Origin of the sequence: Streptomyces sp. NPDC050164, from assembly GCF_044459945.1 — a bacterium.
GTDB lineage: Bacteria > Actinomycetota > Actinomycetes > Streptomycetales > Streptomycetaceae > Streptomyces > Streptomyces coeruleorubidus_A.
Genome location: NZ_JBITJK010000021.1, coordinates 121,798 through 138,259, shown reverse-complemented (window position 1 = coordinate 138,259; position 16,462 = coordinate 121,798). Strand labels below are relative to the sequence as shown.

Annotated in this window: 11 protein-coding genes; 7 read left to right on the top strand and 4 right to left on the bottom strand. The window is 69.8% G+C overall.

Annotated elements, in window-relative coordinates; genetic code table 11:
- The first annotated feature begins 174 nt into the window (after positions 1-174).
- Positions 175-921, top strand: coding sequence for a response regulator (locus ACIBNA_RS26080; protein WP_399167536.1), 747 nt, complete (start codon positions 175-177; stop codon positions 919-921).
- A gap of 28 nt (positions 922-949) precedes the next feature.
- Here ACIBNA_RS26080 and ACIBNA_RS26075 read toward each other — a convergent pair whose 3' ends face one another.
- Both ACIBNA_RS26075 and ACIBNA_RS26070 read right to left on the bottom strand, forming a co-directional pair.
- Positions 950-2,122, bottom strand: a complete 1,173-nt coding sequence (locus tag ACIBNA_RS26075) for a winged helix-turn-helix domain-containing protein (RefSeq protein ID WP_399167535.1) — start codon at positions 2,120-2,122, stop codon at positions 950-952.
- Positions 2,123-2,238: 116 nt separating this feature from the next.
- Positions 2,239-2,808, bottom strand: coding sequence for a GNAT family N-acetyltransferase (locus ACIBNA_RS26070; RefSeq protein ID WP_399167534.1), 570 nt, complete (start codon positions 2,806-2,808; stop codon positions 2,239-2,241).
- A gap of 279 nt (positions 2,809-3,087) precedes the next feature.
- Between ACIBNA_RS26070 and secA the strand changes: the two genes are divergently transcribed.
- Positions 3,088-5,934, top strand: coding sequence for a preprotein translocase subunit SecA (gene secA, locus ACIBNA_RS26065; protein ID WP_399167533.1), 2,847 nt, complete (start codon positions 3,088-3,090; stop codon positions 5,932-5,934).
- Between the two features lie 99 nt (positions 5,935-6,033).
- Here the strand turns inward: secA and ACIBNA_RS26060 are convergent, their stop codons facing one another.
- Positions 6,034-6,816, bottom strand: coding sequence for an Rv3235 family protein (locus tag ACIBNA_RS26060; protein ID WP_399167532.1), 783 nt, complete (start codon positions 6,814-6,816; stop codon positions 6,034-6,036).
- A gap of 308 nt (positions 6,817-7,124) precedes the next feature.
- Between ACIBNA_RS26060 and ACIBNA_RS26055 the strand changes: the two genes are divergently transcribed.
- From ACIBNA_RS26055 to ACIBNA_RS26035, 5 genes are all read left to right on the top strand, one after another.
- Entirely contained in the window at positions 7,125-7,640 is a 516-nt protein-coding gene (locus ACIBNA_RS26055) for a DUF6912 family protein (protein WP_399167531.1), read from the top strand.
- Positions 7,641-7,728: 88 nt separating this feature from the next.
- The gene (locus ACIBNA_RS26050; RefSeq protein ID WP_399167530.1) at positions 7,729-8,394 is read left to right on the top strand and encodes an HAD family hydrolase; all 666 of its coding nucleotides are present in this window, start codon (positions 7,729-7,731) and stop codon (positions 8,392-8,394) included.
- A 709-nt stretch (positions 8,395-9,103) separates the two neighbouring features.
- On the top strand, positions 9,104-14,059 hold the full coding sequence (locus ACIBNA_RS26045) for an NAD-glutamate dehydrogenase (protein ID WP_399167529.1): 4,956 nt from the start codon (positions 9,104-9,106) through the stop codon (positions 14,057-14,059).
- A gap of 113 nt (positions 14,060-14,172) precedes the next feature.
- Positions 14,173-14,634: a GtrA family protein gene (locus ACIBNA_RS26040; protein WP_399167528.1), complete on the top strand. Its 462-nt coding sequence runs from the start codon at positions 14,173-14,175 to the stop codon at positions 14,632-14,634.
- Entirely contained in the window at positions 14,618-16,090 is a 1,473-nt protein-coding gene (locus ACIBNA_RS26035; RefSeq protein ID WP_399167527.1) for a hypothetical protein, read from the top strand. Before ACIBNA_RS26040 ends, ACIBNA_RS26035 begins: the two co-directional genes overlap by 17 nt.
- Here the strand turns inward: ACIBNA_RS26035 and ACIBNA_RS26030 are convergent.
- Positions 16,072-16,350, bottom strand: a complete 279-nt coding sequence (locus ACIBNA_RS26030) for a hypothetical protein (protein ID WP_399167526.1) — start codon at positions 16,348-16,350, stop codon at positions 16,072-16,074. The genes ACIBNA_RS26035 and ACIBNA_RS26030 overlap by 19 nt on opposite strands.
- Positions 16,351-16,462: the final 112 nt, after the last annotated feature.

The window sequence follows — 16,462 nt, the reverse complement described above, 5'->3', positions numbered from 1 at the left end:
TGGAGCGCGTGTGCGCCCCAGGGGCACCCCTGTGCGACCACTTGGCGCCCCGCTCCGTCACCCCGGTGTCGTCCGGGCATGAAATCATGGTTGGCCACGGCCCAACCGGTGGGTCGTTGCTCTGGGTTGGCGATGGCTCAGGACCACAGGCCGCAGCCTTCAGGGGGAGGAACGATGGCGGACAGCTTCGGACCGATGCGTGACGAGGGTGCCGACGACGGCGTCGTCGGCATGGGCCCGGACACGGACTCTCCACGCAAGGAACCGATCAGAGTCCTTGTGGTCGACGACCACGCCCTGTTCCGCCGGGGCCTGGAGATCGTGCTCGCGGCCGAGGAGGACATCCAGGTCGTCGGGGAGGCGGGCGACGGCGCCGAGGCTGTCGAGAAGGCCGCCGACCTGCTGCCCGACATCATCCTGATGGACGTGCGGATGCCCAAGCGGGGCGGGATCGAGGCATGCACCTCCATCAAGGAGGTCGCCCCCAGCGCCAAGATCATCATGCTGACGATCAGCGACGAGGAAGCCGATCTCTACGACGCCATCAAGGCGGGCGCGACCGGCTATCTCCTCAAGGAGATCTCGACGGACGAGGTGGCCACCGCCATTCGCGCGGTGGCCGACGGGCAGTCGCAGATCAGCCCGTCCATGGCGTCGAAGCTGCTCACCGAGTTCAAGTCGATGATCCAGCGCACGGACGAGCGCCGGCTGGTGCCCGCGCCGCGACTGACGGACCGCGAACTGGAAGTCCTCAAACTCGTCGCGACGGGGATGAACAACCGTGATATCGCCAAGGAGTTGTTCATCTCCGAGAACACCGTGAAGAACCACGTGCGCAACATCCTGGAGAAGCTTCAGCTGCACTCCAGGATGGAAGCGGTGGTGTACGCGATGCGGGAGAAGATCCTCGAGATCCGGTGATCCCGTGATCCCTTGATCCGGTAGGGCTTCAGACGAGGATGCGGGCGAGTTCCTTGACGAGGGGCTCGCGCAGGTCCGGTGCGTCGACCCGTTCCACGCGTACGTCCGTGCAGTCCACCCAGGTCGCCGCCTCGGCGAGGGCCTGGGCCACGGCCGGGACCGCCTTCGCGCCGTCGAGCGTGACCTGCTTGGCCACCAGCGTGCGGCCCTCGCGGGCCGGGTCCACGCGGCCGACGAGCCGCCCGCCGGCCAGGACCGGCATCGCGAAGTAGCCGTACACCCGCTTCTGCCTGGGGACGTACGCCTCCAGGCGGTGGGTGAAGCCGAAGATCCGCTCCGTGCGCGCCCGCTCCCAGATCAGGGAGTCGAAGGGCGAGAGCAGCGTGGTGCGGTGGCGGCCGCGCGGGGGTGTCTCCAGGGCCGCCGGGTCGGCCCAGGCGGGCTTGCCCCAGCCCTCGACCATGATCGGGACGAGGCCTGAGTCGGCGATCACCGCGTCGACCTGCTCGCCCTTGAGACGGTGGTAGTCGGCGATGTCCGCGCGGGTGCCGACGCCGAGGGACTGGCCCGCCAGGCGGACCAGGCGGCGCAGGCACTCGGTGTCGTCCAGTTCGTCGTGCAGCAGGGCGTCCGGGATCGCGCGCTCGGCGAGGTCGTACACGCGCTTCCAGCCGCGGCGCTCCACGCAGACCACCTCGCCGTACATCAGGGCGCGTTCGACGGCGACTTTCGAGCCGGACCAGTCCCACCAGTCGTTCGTCTTCTTCGCGCCGCCCAACTCCGTGGCCGTGAGGGGGCCTTCGTCGCGGAGCTGCTTGATGACCTCGTCGTAGGCGCCGTCCGGGAGCTCGTGGTTCCAGTGCGGGCGGTTGCGGTAGGCGCGGCGGCGGAAGGCGAAGTGGGGCCACTCCTCGATGGGGAGGATGCAGGCCGCGTGGGACCAGTACTCGAAGGCGTGGGTGTCTTTCCAGTAGGCGTTCTCCACTGTCTTTCGGCCTACCGCGCCCAGGCGGGCGTACGGGACGAGTTCATGGGAGCGGGCAAGGACGGAGATGGTGTCGAGCTGTATCGCGCCCAGGTGGCGGAGGGTGCCGCGGACGCCGGAGCGGCGGGGTGGGGCGCCGAGGAAGCCCTGGGCGCGGAGTGCCAGTCGGCGGGCCTCGTCTGCGGAAAGCTCTGTTGTGGGGCGCGGGGTGGTCATGGTTTTGCACGATAGGGGACGGGACTGACAGCGGTGGCGTGAGCTGCGGGGTCGGGTGTGGGGTGCTGTGCGTTGGGGCTGTCGCCCCAGCGGCGCGACTGCCCGCGGCTGAGCGGCTACGCGGGCGCCGGCAAGTACGGGGCCGTCGATGGGAGGCCCATGTCCGACGGGAGCAAGGAGCCGATCCAGGTGTCGCGGCGTACGCCCTTGTTGTTGGTCGCGGCGCGCAATGTGCCCTCGATCGTGAAGCCGGCTCGTTCCGCTACCGCGCGGGAGGCGCGGTTGCCCACCTCTGCGCGCCATTCGATGCGGTCGATCGCGGCGTGGACGAAGGCCCAGCGACAGGCGGTGAGGGCGGCTTCCGTGATGTAGCCGTTGGAGCGGTGCTGCTTGGTGGACCAGAAGCCGATCTCGCCCATGCCCAGGGCGCGCATGGTGATGCCGAGCATGCCGGCGAGGTCTCCGGAGTGGAGGAAGACGCCGAAGGTGTACATGGATCCGTCCGCCCAGCCGTCGGGGACCAACTGTTCCGTGAAGGCCTCGGCGTTCTCGCGGAGGTACGGCGAAGGGATCGTGGTCCAGCGCTGGATGTCGGGGTCCTGGCAGGCGTCGTACACCGCGTCGGTGTCCTGGGGGCCGACCGTGCGCAGCAGGAGGCGGTCCGTGGTGAGTGTGACGGGGTCCATCGGCCGATTGTGGTCGGAGGGCCCCGGAAGCGCCATCTGTTTGCTGTAGGTGAGGGTGTGATCACGCTTCGCGTAATTCGGTCGGGGGGTGCGGCACCATCCGAGGGGCCCGGACGTTGTCCCCTTTGAAGCAGAGTGAAAGCGAAATGAAGCAGCGGACGGTCGCCGTCACGGCAGGCCCTCCCGGCGCGGTGGGGTCCTCGCATACGATGGCCGTTGCTCAGTAAGTCAAGTGGTAACCGACCGTCCCAGGCCCGACCGGCAAGGAGACCAACCCCCGTGTCCGTCCTCTCGAAGATCATGCGTGCAGGCGAAGGCAAGATCCTGCGCAAGCTGCACCGCATCGCGGACCAGGTCAACTCCATCGAAGAGGACTTCGTCGACCTCTCCGACGCTGAGCTGCGGGCCCTCACCGATGAGTACAAGCAGCGCTACGCGGACGGCGAGACGCTCGACGACCTGCTGCCCGAGGCGTTCGCCACCGTCCGTGAGGCCGCCAAGCGCGTCCTGGGCCAGCGGCACTACGACGTGCAGATGATGGGCGGCGCCGCCCTGCACATGGGATACGTCGCCGAGATGAAGACCGGTGAGGGCAAGACCCTCGTCGGCACGCTGCCGGCGTATCTGAACGCGCTGTCCGGCGAGGGCGTCCACATCATCACGGTGAACGACTACCTGGCCGAGCGCGACTCCGAGATGATGGGCCGTGTCCACCGCTTCCTCGGGCTCGAGGTCGGCTGCATCCTCGCCAACATGACGCCCGCTCAGCGCCGCGAGCAGTACGCCTGCGACATCACGTACGGCACGAACAACGAGTTCGGCTTCGACTACCTGCGCGACAACATGGCGTGGTCCAAGGACGAGCTCGTCCAGCGCGGCCACAACTTCGCCATCGTCGACGAGGTCGACTCCATCCTCATCGACGAGGCGCGTACGCCGCTGATCATCTCCGGCCCGGCCGATCAGGCCACCAAGTGGTACGGCGACTTCGCCAAGCTGGTCAAGCGCCTCAAGCGCGGCGAGGCGGGCCAGCCGCTCAAGGGCATCGAGGAGACCGGCGACTACGACGTCGACGAGAAGAAGCGCACCGTCGCCATCCACGAGTCCGGTGTCGCCAAGGTCGAGGACTGGCTGGGCATCGACAACCTCTACGAGTCGGTGAACACCCCGCTGGTGGGCTACCTGAACAACGCCATCAAGGCCAAGGAGCTCTTCAAGAAGGACAAGGACTACGTCATCATCGACGACGAGGTCATGATCGTCGATGAGCACACCGGGCGTATCCTCGCCGGCCGCCGTTACAACGAGGGCATGCACCAGGCGATCGAGGCGAAGGAAGGGGTGCCGATCAAGGACGAGAACCAGACGCTCGCCACGATCACGCTCCAGAACTTCTTCCGTCTCTACAAGCGCCACGACCACAACGGCAAGGAACAGCCCGGTCTGTGCGGCATGACCGGTACGGCGATGACCGAGGCCGCCGAGTTCCACCAGATCTACAAGCTCGGTGTGGTGCCGATCCCGACCAACCGGCCGATGGTCCGCGAGGACCAGTCGGACCTGATCTACCGGACCGAGGTCGCCAAGTTCGAGGCGGTCGTCGACGACATCGAGGAGAAGCACCGCAAGGGCCAGCCGATCCTCGTCGGCACCACCTCGGTCGAGAAGTCCGAGTACCTCTCGCAGCAGCTCAGCAAGCGCGGCATCCAGCACGAGGTGCTGAACGCCAAGCAGCACGACCGTGAGGCGCAGATCGTCGCCCAGGCCGGCCGCAAGGGCGCCGTCACGGTGGCCACGAACATGGCCGGCCGTGGTACGGACATCAAGCTCGGCGGCAACCCCGAGGACCTCGCCGAGGCGGAGCTGCGCCAGCGCGGCCTCGACCCCGAGGAGCACATCGAGGAGTGGGCGCACGCCCTGCCCGAGGCGCTCAAGCGGGCCGAGAAGGCCGTCCAGGCCGAGAAGGACGAGGTCGAGAAGCTCGGTGGTCTCTACGTGCTGGGCACCGAGCGGCACGAGTCGCGGCGGATCGACAACCAGCTGCGCGGTCGTTCCGGCCGTCAGGGCGACCCCGGCGAGTCCCGCTTCTACCTGTCCCTCGGCGACGACCTGATGCGGCTGTTCAAGGCCCAGATGGTCGAGCGCGTGATGTCGATGGCGAACGTCCCGGACGACGTGCCGATCGAGAACAAGATGGTCACGCGCGCGATCGCCTCCGCCCAGTCGCAGGTCGAGCAGCAGAACTTCGAGACCCGTAAGAACGTCCTGAAGTACGACGAGGTCCTCAACCGGCAGCGTGAGGTCATCTACGGCGAGCGGCGCCGCGTCCTGGAGGGCGAGGACCTGCACGAGCAGGTGCAGCACTTCATGGACGACACGATCGACGCCTACGTCCAGGCCGAGACCGCCGAGGGCTTCCCCGAGGACTGGGACCTCGACCGGCTGTGGGGCGCCTTCAAGCAGCTCTACCCGTGCAAGGTCACCATCGAGGAGCTGGAGGAGGCGGCCGGCGACCGGGCCGGGCTGACCGCCGAGTTCATCGGCGATTCCGTCAAGGACGACATCCGCGAGCAGTACGAGGCGCGCGAGGCGCAGCTCGGCTCCGAGATCATGCGCGAGCTGGAGCGCCGGGTCGTGCTGTCGGTCCTCGACCGCAAGTGGCGCGAGCACCTCTACGAGATGGACTACCTCCAGGAGGGCATCGGCCTGCGGGCGATGGCGCAGAAGGACCCGCTGGTCGAGTACCAGCGCGAGGGCTTCGACATGTTCACCGCGATGATGGAGGGCATCAAGGAGGAGTCCGTCGGCTACCTGTTCAACCTGGAGGTCCAGGTCGAGCAGCAGGTCGAGGAGGTCCCGGTCGAGGACGCCAAGCCGGTGGCCGACCTGGAGAAGCACGACGCGGTGCCGGCGCAGGCCGGTGCCCGCCCGGAGATCCGCGCCAAGGGGCTCGACGCCCCGCAGCGGCGCAACCTCCACTTCTCGGCCCCGACGGTCGACGGTGAGGGCGGCACCATCGAGGGTGACTTCGCCACCGACGAGGAGCCGGTGCGTTCCGAGGCCGACGGCCTCACGCGCGCGGAGCGCCGCAAGCAGGCGCGGAGCCGGGGGCGTCGTAAGAAGTGACGGTCGCTGAGGCACCGTAGCGGCTGAAGGGCCGGGCACCTGAGGGTGTCCGGCCCTTCGGTTTGGTGGATCGGCGGCTCTACGGCCTCGGGCGATGGCTCAGTCGGCCTCTGCGCGGGGTGGGCGGGGGCCGCCGAGTTCCACCGCCGTGCAGCGCCAGCGGAGGTCCTGGCCGAGTTCCAGGCGGAAGGCCATGGCGCGCAGCCGGTCGCCGGCGCCGATGCGGGCGAAGACCTCGATGGCGCCGGGGCGGGGTTCGAAGTAGCCGATGTCGCGGACGACGGGGCGGGCGCCGCGGGTGCGCAGGGGGCCGCGTTCGGCGAGCCAGGCCAGTTCGTCGTAGGCACGGCCCCGGGTGTGGCGGAGCATCGAGTGGACGGGGCGGTGGCCGCTGAGGACGGCGACGAGGAGGTCGGCGAAGAGGTCGGTGGGGAGGGGATGTGGGGCCGGAACCGGGCGGTGGGGGTGCTGGGCCGGGACGTGCGGTGTGGTGTCCCGGGAGGCCGGGGCGGTGGTGTGCGTCGCCCTGCGGGGTGCTGTGGGCGTGGCCGAGGGTGTCGGTGGGCGGGTGTCCGTGGGGCGGGTGCGGGGCCTCGCGGTGCGGGCGGAGCCCGGAGGGCGGCCGTCGGCTGCCGGAGTGCGGGCGGGGCCTCCGCCGGGGGTGCGGGGCGGGGCGGTGCCGCCAGGGGTGCGGGGAGTGGGGGTCCCGGGGGTGCGTGGGGTGGTGCCGCCGGAGGCGCGGGGAGTAGGGCTCCCGGGGGTGCGTGGGGTCGGGCTGCCGGGTGTGCGTGGGTTGGCGCTGCCGCCGGGGCGGCGTGGGTCGCGGCGGGCTGGTGGGCGGGTGGTCGAGCGCTGTTGTGCCCTGGTCATGACCTTGTTCATGGGAGTCCCCGTTTCGTGGGCCCGGTGGATACCGGGGAGTAACTTCGGGTTGGTGATCTTGTACGGGGCCGACGGGGGCAGGGGCAAGGGAGCGGGCCTCGGCTGGCGGGCGCCGGAATGTTCACCTATCCGGGTGGCGTGGAGGGCATGGAACCAGTCAGCGCGGGGACGCGCCGGGTGAATGCCGGGCCTGGAGTTGCCGCGTCCGGCGTCACAGGAGGGAACTCGAAAGAGGACGCGCCGCACGTATCCTGAAGGCCCTCCGGAGCCCACCGACCATGAAACGACCACGAAAGAAGCGGCCAGTCATGCGTGTCTACGTCCCCCTGACCCTCCCCGGTCTCGCCGAGGCGTACACGACGGGTGAGCTGGGAGCCGGGCCGTTCGTCGCGTACGCCGTGACGCCCGGGCTGCGCGAGTGGTACCTCTCCGACGACAGCGAGGAGCTGGAGTACGCGGCGCTGAGCCGGGCCGCGCTGGCCTCACTGCGGCTGCTGGCGGCCGAGCCGGAGGCACCGCGGCGGCGGGTCGTCGTGGCCGTGGACGTGCCCGACCGGGCCGCGAGCGCGGATCCCGACCGGGGGCTCGACCCGGCGGCGCTGGGGGAGGTGCGGGTCGCCGGCGCCGTCGCGCTGGCCAAGGCGGCGTCCGTGCATGTCGACGCCGCGGATGCGGAGGCGGATGTGACGGCGGCGGCCGAGGCGCTGCCGGCGGCGGACGGTGGGGACGACGACGCGCAGTTCGTCGTGGACGGGGCGGAGGACCACGAGCTGCTGTGGTTCGCCACGCAGGAGATTCCGAACCTGGTGGGCCGCGGGGACTGAGCGCCGGGGCGGGTGCTCTCGGCGTTCAAGGGGGCGCGTTGAGTTGCCGTTCCCTTGATTGTCAGTGGGGGCGGGTACGTTCTGGGGCATGGGGAAGCAGACGGGTGCGCACATTGTCTGGGACTGGAACGGGACGCTGTTCCATGACATCGACGCGATCATCGGGGCGACGAACGCGGCGTTCGCCGAGCTGGGGCTGGAGCCGCTGACGCTGGAGAAGTACCGGGAGCTGTACTGCGTGCCGGTGCCGAAGTTCTATGAGCGGCTCATCGGGCGGCTTCCGACCGAGGCCGAGTGGGAGGTCATGGACGACATCTTCCATCGGTACTACGCGGAGCACCGGGTGGCGTGTGAGCTGACGGTGGGGGCCGCGGAGCTGTTGGCGGGGTGGCGGTCGGCCGGGCGTAGCCAGTCGATTCTGAGCATGTATGTGCATGAGGAGCTCGTGCCGTTGGTGCGGGGGTTCGGGATCGAGCCGCACTTCATACGGGTGGATGGGCGGACCGGGCCGTCGGGGGGCAGCAAGGCCGAGCACATGGTGCGGCATCTGGAGTCGCTGAGGGGGGTGGTGCCGGAGCGGACCGTTGTGATCGGGGATGCCGCGGATGATGCGGTGGCTGCGCAGTATGTGGGCGCGAGGGCCGTGCTGTATACCGGCGGGTCGCACAGTCGGGCGAGTCTGGAGTCGGTGGGGGTGCCGGTCGTGGACACGCTTGAGGAGGCCGTGGCGGAGGCGGAGCGGCTGGCGGCGTAGTCAGGTGCTCGGCGTTGCTGCTGGGGCCGGGTGGGTCCCCGGCCCGGCGGTGCGGGGTGCCGCTGCGCGCACCCTCCCCCAAGCTCTCGGCTTCGCTCGAGCAGGGGGGACCCAGGGGGGACCCCCATCGCCCCAAGCGGCACGACTGCCCGCAGCCAAGCGGCCCCGTGCCCGCAGCCAAGCGGCCCCGTGCCCGCAGTCAAGCGGCCCCGTGCCCGCAGTCAAGCGGGACCGCGGCCGCAGCCAGGGCGGCGCACATGCCCGCAGCCGGGTGTAGGGGCACTGTGCAGAACGTCAAACTTCCAGGCCTGGTTTTGTACACATACGGCTCATGACGGGGCCCCTGTAAGGAGCGATAGCCTTGGTGGCGTGATCAGCGCGATAGTTCGCGGGGACGTCGTCGTCCCTGCCCTGCGCCCGGAGAGCACGGACCACATCCGTGACCGGGCGGCGGTCGCTGGTCTTCGCGGGCGGGACGGGGCTTCTAAGACTCCCGGGACGCCGAGCACCACCCGGACCGAGGCGTCGCAGAGAGCAGCCTCACATCCGTGGGGCAGCTCAAGAATGGCTCAGAAACCCCCGCTCATCTCACCTTGCGGCATAGCGTCGGAACAGACCGGATACCCCGTGTCACGGCGTGACGTCGTAAGCGCAGAGGCCGTACTTCCTTCTACGTCACGCAACGGCGCGCGACAGGAGCCAGAGGACAATGCAGACCAAGCTGGACGAAGCCAAGGCCGAGTTGCTCGAGAGGGCCGCCCGGGTAGCTGAGAACAGCCCGGTCGGGGGGCACCTACCGACCGGGTCGACGGGCGAGGAGACCCCAGACGCCCAGGGAGCCCCGGACCGCGAGTCCCTGCTCACGTTCCTCCAGCGCTACTACCTGCACACGGCCCCGGAGGACCTCACCGACCGTGACCCGGTCGATGTCTTCGGAGCCGCCGTATCGCACTACCGGCTGGCCGAGAATCGCCCCCAGGGCACGGCCAACGTGCGGGTGCACACGCCCACGGTCGAAGAGAACGGGTGGATGTGCAGCCACTCCGTCGTCGAGGTCGTCACCGACGACATGCCCTTCCTCGTCGACTCCGTCACCAATGAGCTGACGCGGCAGGGGCGCGGGATCCACGTCGTCATCCACCCGCAGTTCGTCGTGCGGCGCGATGTCACCGGCAAGCTCATCGAGGTACTGCCCACGCCCGCGACGGGCCTCGGTGACCTTTCGCACGACGCGCACGTCGAGTCCTGGATCCACGTCGAGATCGACCGTGAGACCGACCGGGCCGATCTGAAGCAGATCACCGCCGACCTGCTGCGGGTGCTGTCCGACGCCCGTGAGGCCGTCGAGGACTGGGGCAAGATGCGGGAGGCGGCGACCCGGCTGGCGGAGGGGCTGCCGGACGAGCCCATCCCCGCTGACCTGCCCGGACCCCAGGTCGAGGAGGCCCGCGAGCTGCTGCGCTGGCTGGCCGACGACCACTTCACCTTCCTCGGCTACCGCGAGTACCAGCTGCGCGGCGACGACTCGCTGGCCGCCGTGCCCGGCACCGGCCTCGGCATCCTGCGCGCCGACCCGCACCACTCCGACCAGGAGAGCCACCCGGTCAGCCCGTCCTTCGAGCGGCTGCCCGCCGACGCCCGGGCCAAGGCCCGCGAGCACAAGCTGCTCGTCCTGACCAAGGCGAACAGCAGGGCGACCGTGCACCGGCCGTCGTACCTGGACTACATCGGTGTGAAGAAGTTCGACGCCGAGGGCAATGTCATCGGCGAGCGGCGCTTCCTCGGGCTGTTCTCCTCCGCCGCCTACACCGAGTCCGTGCGCCGGGTCCCGGTCATCCGGCGCAAGGTCGAGGAGGTCCTCGAACAGGCCGGGTTCTCGCCCAACAGCCACGACGGGCGCGACCTGCTCCAGATCCTGGAGACATACCCGCGCGACGAGCTGTTCCAGACCCCGGTCGGCGAGCTGCGGTCCATCGTCACCTCCGTCCTCTACCTCCAGGAGCGCAGGCGGCTGAGGCTCTACCTGCGCCAGGACGAGTACGGGCGCTACTACTCGGCCCTCGTCTACCTCCCGCGCGACCGCTACACCACGGCCGTCCGCCTGCGGATCATCGAGATCCTGAAGGAGGAACTGGGCGGCATCAGCGTCGACTTCACGGCCTGGAACACCGAGTCGATCCTGTCCCGGCTGCACTTCGTGGTCCGGGTCCCGCAGGGCACCGAGCTGCCCGAGCTGTCCGACGCCGACAAGGAGCGCATCGAGGCCCGGCTGGTGGAGGCCGCCCGCTCCTGGGAGGACGCCTTCGCCGACGCGCTCAACGCCGAGCTCGGCGAGGAGCACGCGGCGGAACTGATGCGTCGGTACGCCCACGCCTTCCCCGAGGGCTACAAGGCCGACCACAATCCGCGCGCCGCGGTCGCCGACCTCGTCCACCTCGAACAGCTGAACGACGAAGAGGGCAAGAACTTCGCGCTCAGCCTCTACGAGCCGGTGGGCGCCGCCCCCGAGGAGCGCCGCTTCAAGATCTACCGCACGGGCGACGCCATCTCCCTGTCGGCGGTGCTGCCGGTCCTCAACCGGCTCGGCGTCGAGGTCGTCGACGAGCGGCCGTACGAGCTGCGCTGCTCCGACCGGAGCGTGGTCTGGATCTACGACTTCGGCCTGCGCATGCCCCGCTCCCAGGGCGGCGACTACTTCGGCGACGACGCCCGCGAGCGGTTCCAGGACGCCTTCGCCGCCACCTGGACCGGCAAGGCGGAGAACGACGGCTTCAACGCCCTGGTGCTGAGCGCCGGGCTGACCTGGCGCCAGGCGATGGTGCTGCGGGCGTACGCGAAGTACCTGCGGCAGGCGGCGTCCACGTTCAGCCAGGACTACATGGAGGACACCCTCCGCAACAACGTCCACACCACCCGTCTGCTCGTCTCCCTGTTCGAGGCGCGGATGTCGCCGGACCGGCAGCGCGCGGGCTACGAGATCGTGGACGCGCTGCTGGAGGAGGTCGACGCGGCCCTCGACCAGGTGGCGAGCCTGGACGAGGACCGGATCCTGCGGTCCTTCCTCACCGTCATCAAAGCGACGCTGCGGACCAACTTCTTCCAGGAGGCGGCGGGCGGCAAGCCGCACGAGTACGTCTCCATGAAGTTCGACCCGCAGGTCATCCCCGACCTGCCGGCACCGCGCCCGGCGTTCGAGATCTGGGTGTACTCGCCGCGCGTCGAGGGCGTGCACCTGCGCTTCGGCAAGGTCGCGCGCGGCGGTCTGCGCTGGTCCGACCGCCGTGAGGACTTCCGTACCGAGATCCTCGGCCTGGTCAAGGCGCAGATGGTGAAGAACACCGTCATCGTGCCGGTCGGCGCCAAGGGCGGCTTCGTCGCCAAGCAGCTGCCCGACCCGAGCGTCGACCGCGACGCGTGGCTGGCCGAGGGCGTCGCCAGCTACAAGACGTTCATCTCGGCGCTGCTCGACATCACCGACAACATGGTGGCCGGCGAGGTCGTGCCCCCGGCGGACGTCGTCCGGCACGACGAGGACGACACCTACCTCGTGGTCGCCGCCGACAAGGGCACCGCGACCTTCTCCGACATCGCCAACGGCGTCGCCGAGCAGTACAACTTCTGGCTCGGTGACGCCTTCGCCTCCGGCGGCTCGGCCGGCTACGACCACAAGGGCATGGGCATCACCGCCCGCGGCGCCTGGGAGTCCGTCAAGCGGCACTTCCGGGAGCTGGGCGTGGACACCCAGACCGAGGACTTCACGGTCGTCGGCATCGGCGACATGTCCGGTGACGTGTTCGGCAACGGCATGCTGCTCTCCGAGCACATCCGCCTGGTGGCCGCCTTCGACCACCGGCACATCTTCATCGACCCGAACCCGGACGCGGCCACCTCCTACGCCGAGCGCCGCCGCCTGTTCGAGCTGCCGCGTTCCAGCTGGGAGGACTACGACAAGGCGCTGCTGTCGGCCGGCGGCGGGATCTTCCCGCGCACGGCCAAGGCGATCCCGGTCAACGCGCACATCCGCGAGGCCCTCGGCATCGAGGCCAAGGTCACCAAGCTGACCCCGGCCGACCTCATGAAGGCGATCCTCCATGCGCCGGTGGACCTGCTGTGGAACGGCGGCATCGGTACGTACGTGAAGTCCTCCGCCGAGTCCAACGCGGACGTCGGCGACAAGGCCAACGACGCCATCCGCGTCGACGGCAAGGACCTGCGCGTCAAGGTCGTCGGCGAGGGCGGCAACCTGGGCCTGACCCAGCTCGGCCGGATCGAGTTCGCGCTGCACGGCGGCCGGATCAACACCGACGCCATCGACAACAGCGCGGGCGTGGACACCTCCGACCACGAGGTGAACATCAAGATCCTGCTCAACGGCCTGGTCGCGGACGGTGACATGACCGTCAAGCAGCGCAACAAGCTGCTCGCCGAGATGACCGACGAGGTCGGCCACCTGGTGCTGCGCAACAACTACGCGCAGAACACGGCGATCGCCAACGCCCTCGCCCAGTCCGGCGCCATGCTCCACGCCCAGCAGCGCTTCATGAAGCACCTGGTGAGGGAGGGCCACCTCGACCGGGCGCTGGAGTTCCTGCCCACCGACCGGCAGATCCGCGAGCGGCTCGCCCAGGGCCAGGGCCTGACCGGCCCGGAGACGGCCGTGCTGCTGGCGTACACGAAGATCACCGTCGCCGAGGAGCTGCTGCACACCTCGCTGCCGGACGACCCCTACCTGAGGGGTCTGCTGCACGCCTACTTCCCGACCGAGCTGCGCGAGCAGTTCCCGGACCGTCTCGACGGGCACCCGCTGCGCCGCGAGATCATCACGACGGTCCTGGTCAACGACACGGTCAACACGGGCGGTACGACGTATCTGCACCGCCTGCGCGAGGAGACCGGCGCGTCGCTGGAGGAGATCGTGCGGGCGCAGACCGCGGCCCGGGTGATCTTCCGCCAGTCGCCGGTGTGGGACGGGGTCGAGGCGCTCGACAACAAGGTCGAGGCCGCCGTCCAGACCCGCATCCGGCTGCACTCGCGCCGCCTCGTGGAGCGCGGCACGCGCTGGCTGCTCAACAACCGGCCGCAGCCGCTCCAGCTCGCCGAGACCGTCGACTTCTTCGCCGACCGGGTCGAGCAGGTCTGGGGGGAGCTGCCGAAGCTGCTGCGCGGCGCGGACCTGGAGTGGTACCAGAAGATCTACGACGAGCTGACGGACGCCGGCGTCCCGGACGAACTCGCCACCCGCGTGGCCGGGTTCTCCTCCGCCTTCCCGACGCTCGACATCGTCTCGGTCGCCGACCGCATGGGCCGGGAGCCGCTGGACGTCGCCGAGGTCTACTACGACCTCGCCGACCGGCTGCGGATCACCCAGCTCATGGACCGCATCATCGAGCTGCCCCGCGCCGACCGCTGGCAGTCCATGGCCCGCGCGGCGATCCGCGAGGACCTGTACGCGGCGCACGCGGCGCTGACCGCCGACGTCCTGGCGGTGGGCGACGGCGCCTCGACGCCCGAGCAGCGCTACAAGGCCTGGGAGCAGAAGAACGCGGCGATCCTCGGCCGGGCCCGCACCACACTGGAGGAGATCCAGAGCTCCGAGGCGTTCGACCTCGCGAACCTGTCGGTGGCGATGCGGACGATGCGCACGCTGCTGCGGACGCATTCGTAGGAGTACGGCGTTCTGGGCGCCCCGGGTCGATATCGGCCCGGGGCGCTTTCTTCTTGGCGTGCCTTAGGGCGATTCGAGTGGAGGACTTACCGTTTCCGGCTAAGGCTTGGGGCGTGACAGTGAATCTCTCCGGGGAGCGAGTGGCCGCTCCCGTCGCCCGGCCGGTGAAGCGTGTCGTCCTCGAAGTGATGAACTTCGCGCTGGTCGGGGGAAGCGGCGTCGCGGTGAACTTCCTGGTGTTCAACGTGCTCCTGCACGGGCTGCACCGGGCCGCCATGATGGCGACCGTGCTGGCCAGCCTGATCGCCATGGGCACCAATTACCTCGGATTCCGGTATTTCACCTACCGCGACAGGGCGTCCCGGACCCGGCGCCAGATCGCGCTGTTCTTCGTCTTCAGCGGAATCGGCGTGGCCATGGAAAGCGGGCTGTTCTACGCCGGATATCACGTGCTCGGCCTGACCGGTCCCTTCGAGTCCAACGCGGTCAAGGCGGCTTCCATCGTGCTGGCCTCCGCCTTCCGCTTCCTCGTCTACCGCACCTGGGTGTTCCCGCACGATGCGCGCCGCACCTAGACCGGCGGCTCTCGCCGCGCAGGCGGTCGCCGGTCTGGTCGTCCTGCTGATGGTCCTCGTGATCGTCCGGCTGCCGTGGGCCGGGGATCTCGGCATGCACGCCGCGACCGTCCAGCGGTTGCGGCACGATCTCGTCGACCCCGGCAATCCGCTCGTCGACGCGGACACGCCGAGCCCGTACTACTCGCCCTGGATGCTGGTGCTCGGCTGTGTCGCCCGGGTGAGCGGTCTGTCGGTCTTCGTGGTGCTGCGGCTGGGGGCGCTGGCAGGGCTCGCGCTGCTGCTGTCGGGGGTGTGGCGCTATGTGCGGACGCTGAGCGGCCATCGTGCCGCGCCCGCACTGGCCGTGCTGAGCCTGCTGTTCCTGTGGGGGACGGTCCTGTTCAACTGGAGCGGCTTCCACGGGCTCAACTCGCTCGCGCTGACGGTGTCGTATCCGAGCGTGTTCGCTCTGGGGCTCGCGTTCCACTTCTGGGCGTGGCTCGGGCGGGCGGTGCGCGGTGACGGTGACGCGGCGTGGGGCGTGTGGCTGGGGGCGCTGTGGGCGGTGATCCTGCTGTGCCATCAGTTCTCGGGAGTGGTGGCCACGCTGGGGGCGGTCGCGACGGTGGTCGCCGCGCGGCCGGGGCGGGTGGTGTGGATCCGGCTCGGCGGCGGGCTGGTGCTGGGGCTGGTCGTCCTGCTGCTGTGGCCGTACTACGACTTCTTCGCGCTGTTCGGGGCCGGGGGTGATCTGGAGTCGGTGCACCGGCCGCTGTACGAGGACCTGCTCGGGCGGTACTGGCTGGTGCTGCTCGGAGTGGTGGCGCTGGGCGTGCGGTGGTGGCGGGACCGGTGGGATCCGCTGGTGCTGTTCTTCGTGCTGGGGGTGGTCGTGGTGGCGGTGGGCGGGCTGAGCGGGCACTGGTCGTGGGGGCGGGCGTTGCCTGCGGCGTTGATTCCGGCGCAGGTCGCGGTGGCTGTGGAGGTGGGGGAGGCCGGGCGGCGGGGGGCTCGGGTGGGGTGGGCGTGTGTGCTGGGGGCGGCGTTGGTCGTGGGGGCTTGGACGCAGGTGGGGACGGTCGGGTACGTGGTGAAGCGGGCGGATCTGCCGGAGGTCGTCGCGGAGAAGTACCGGCGGCCGTGGGAGGGCTACTACTGGATGACCCCCTGGGTGAAGTACGGGGATGTGGTGATGGCCCGGGCGGGGCGGCCTGCTCGGCAGATCCCGGCGTATGGGGCGTACACCGTGGCGCCTGGGTATCCCGACTTCTTCCTGTCGGACGAGGGGCGGCGGGGGGCGGCTGTGCGGAGGTATTTCGCGGAGGGGACGTCGGGGCGGGAGCGGGGGGAGATTCTTCGGGAGTACGGGGTGCGGTGGGTTGTGGATACGGGGGGTGCCGCCGGGCGTGGAGCGGGGCTGCGGGAGGTGGCTCGGGGGCCTGGGGGGCAGGTGCTCTATGCCGTGGTGCCGTGAGCCCTGCGGCGGCGGTGGTACGACACCGTGACCGCGGCGAGGAGCGGGCCCCACAGGATCAGTGGCTGGTAGAGGATGCCCACGACGAGGTTGCCGGTGTCCGTCATGTTGTCGTGAGGATACGTCCACCACCAGGGGACGTTCGCCCACAGCGCGGTCAGGGCAAGGGCGCCGAGGCCGGCCGTGATGACGACGGCCTTCGGGTGGACCGCGCGTCCGCCGAGGATCGGGATCCAGCGGGGTGGAGGCGATGGGGTCATACCGTGAGACTGCCGGACCGGATGTCGGGTGCCATCAATCTGCGGGGCAGGGCAGGCCGCCCGGGCGAGGGAGGTGCGGGCGGTGTTCTCATCCATATGGAGGAGCCGGTGG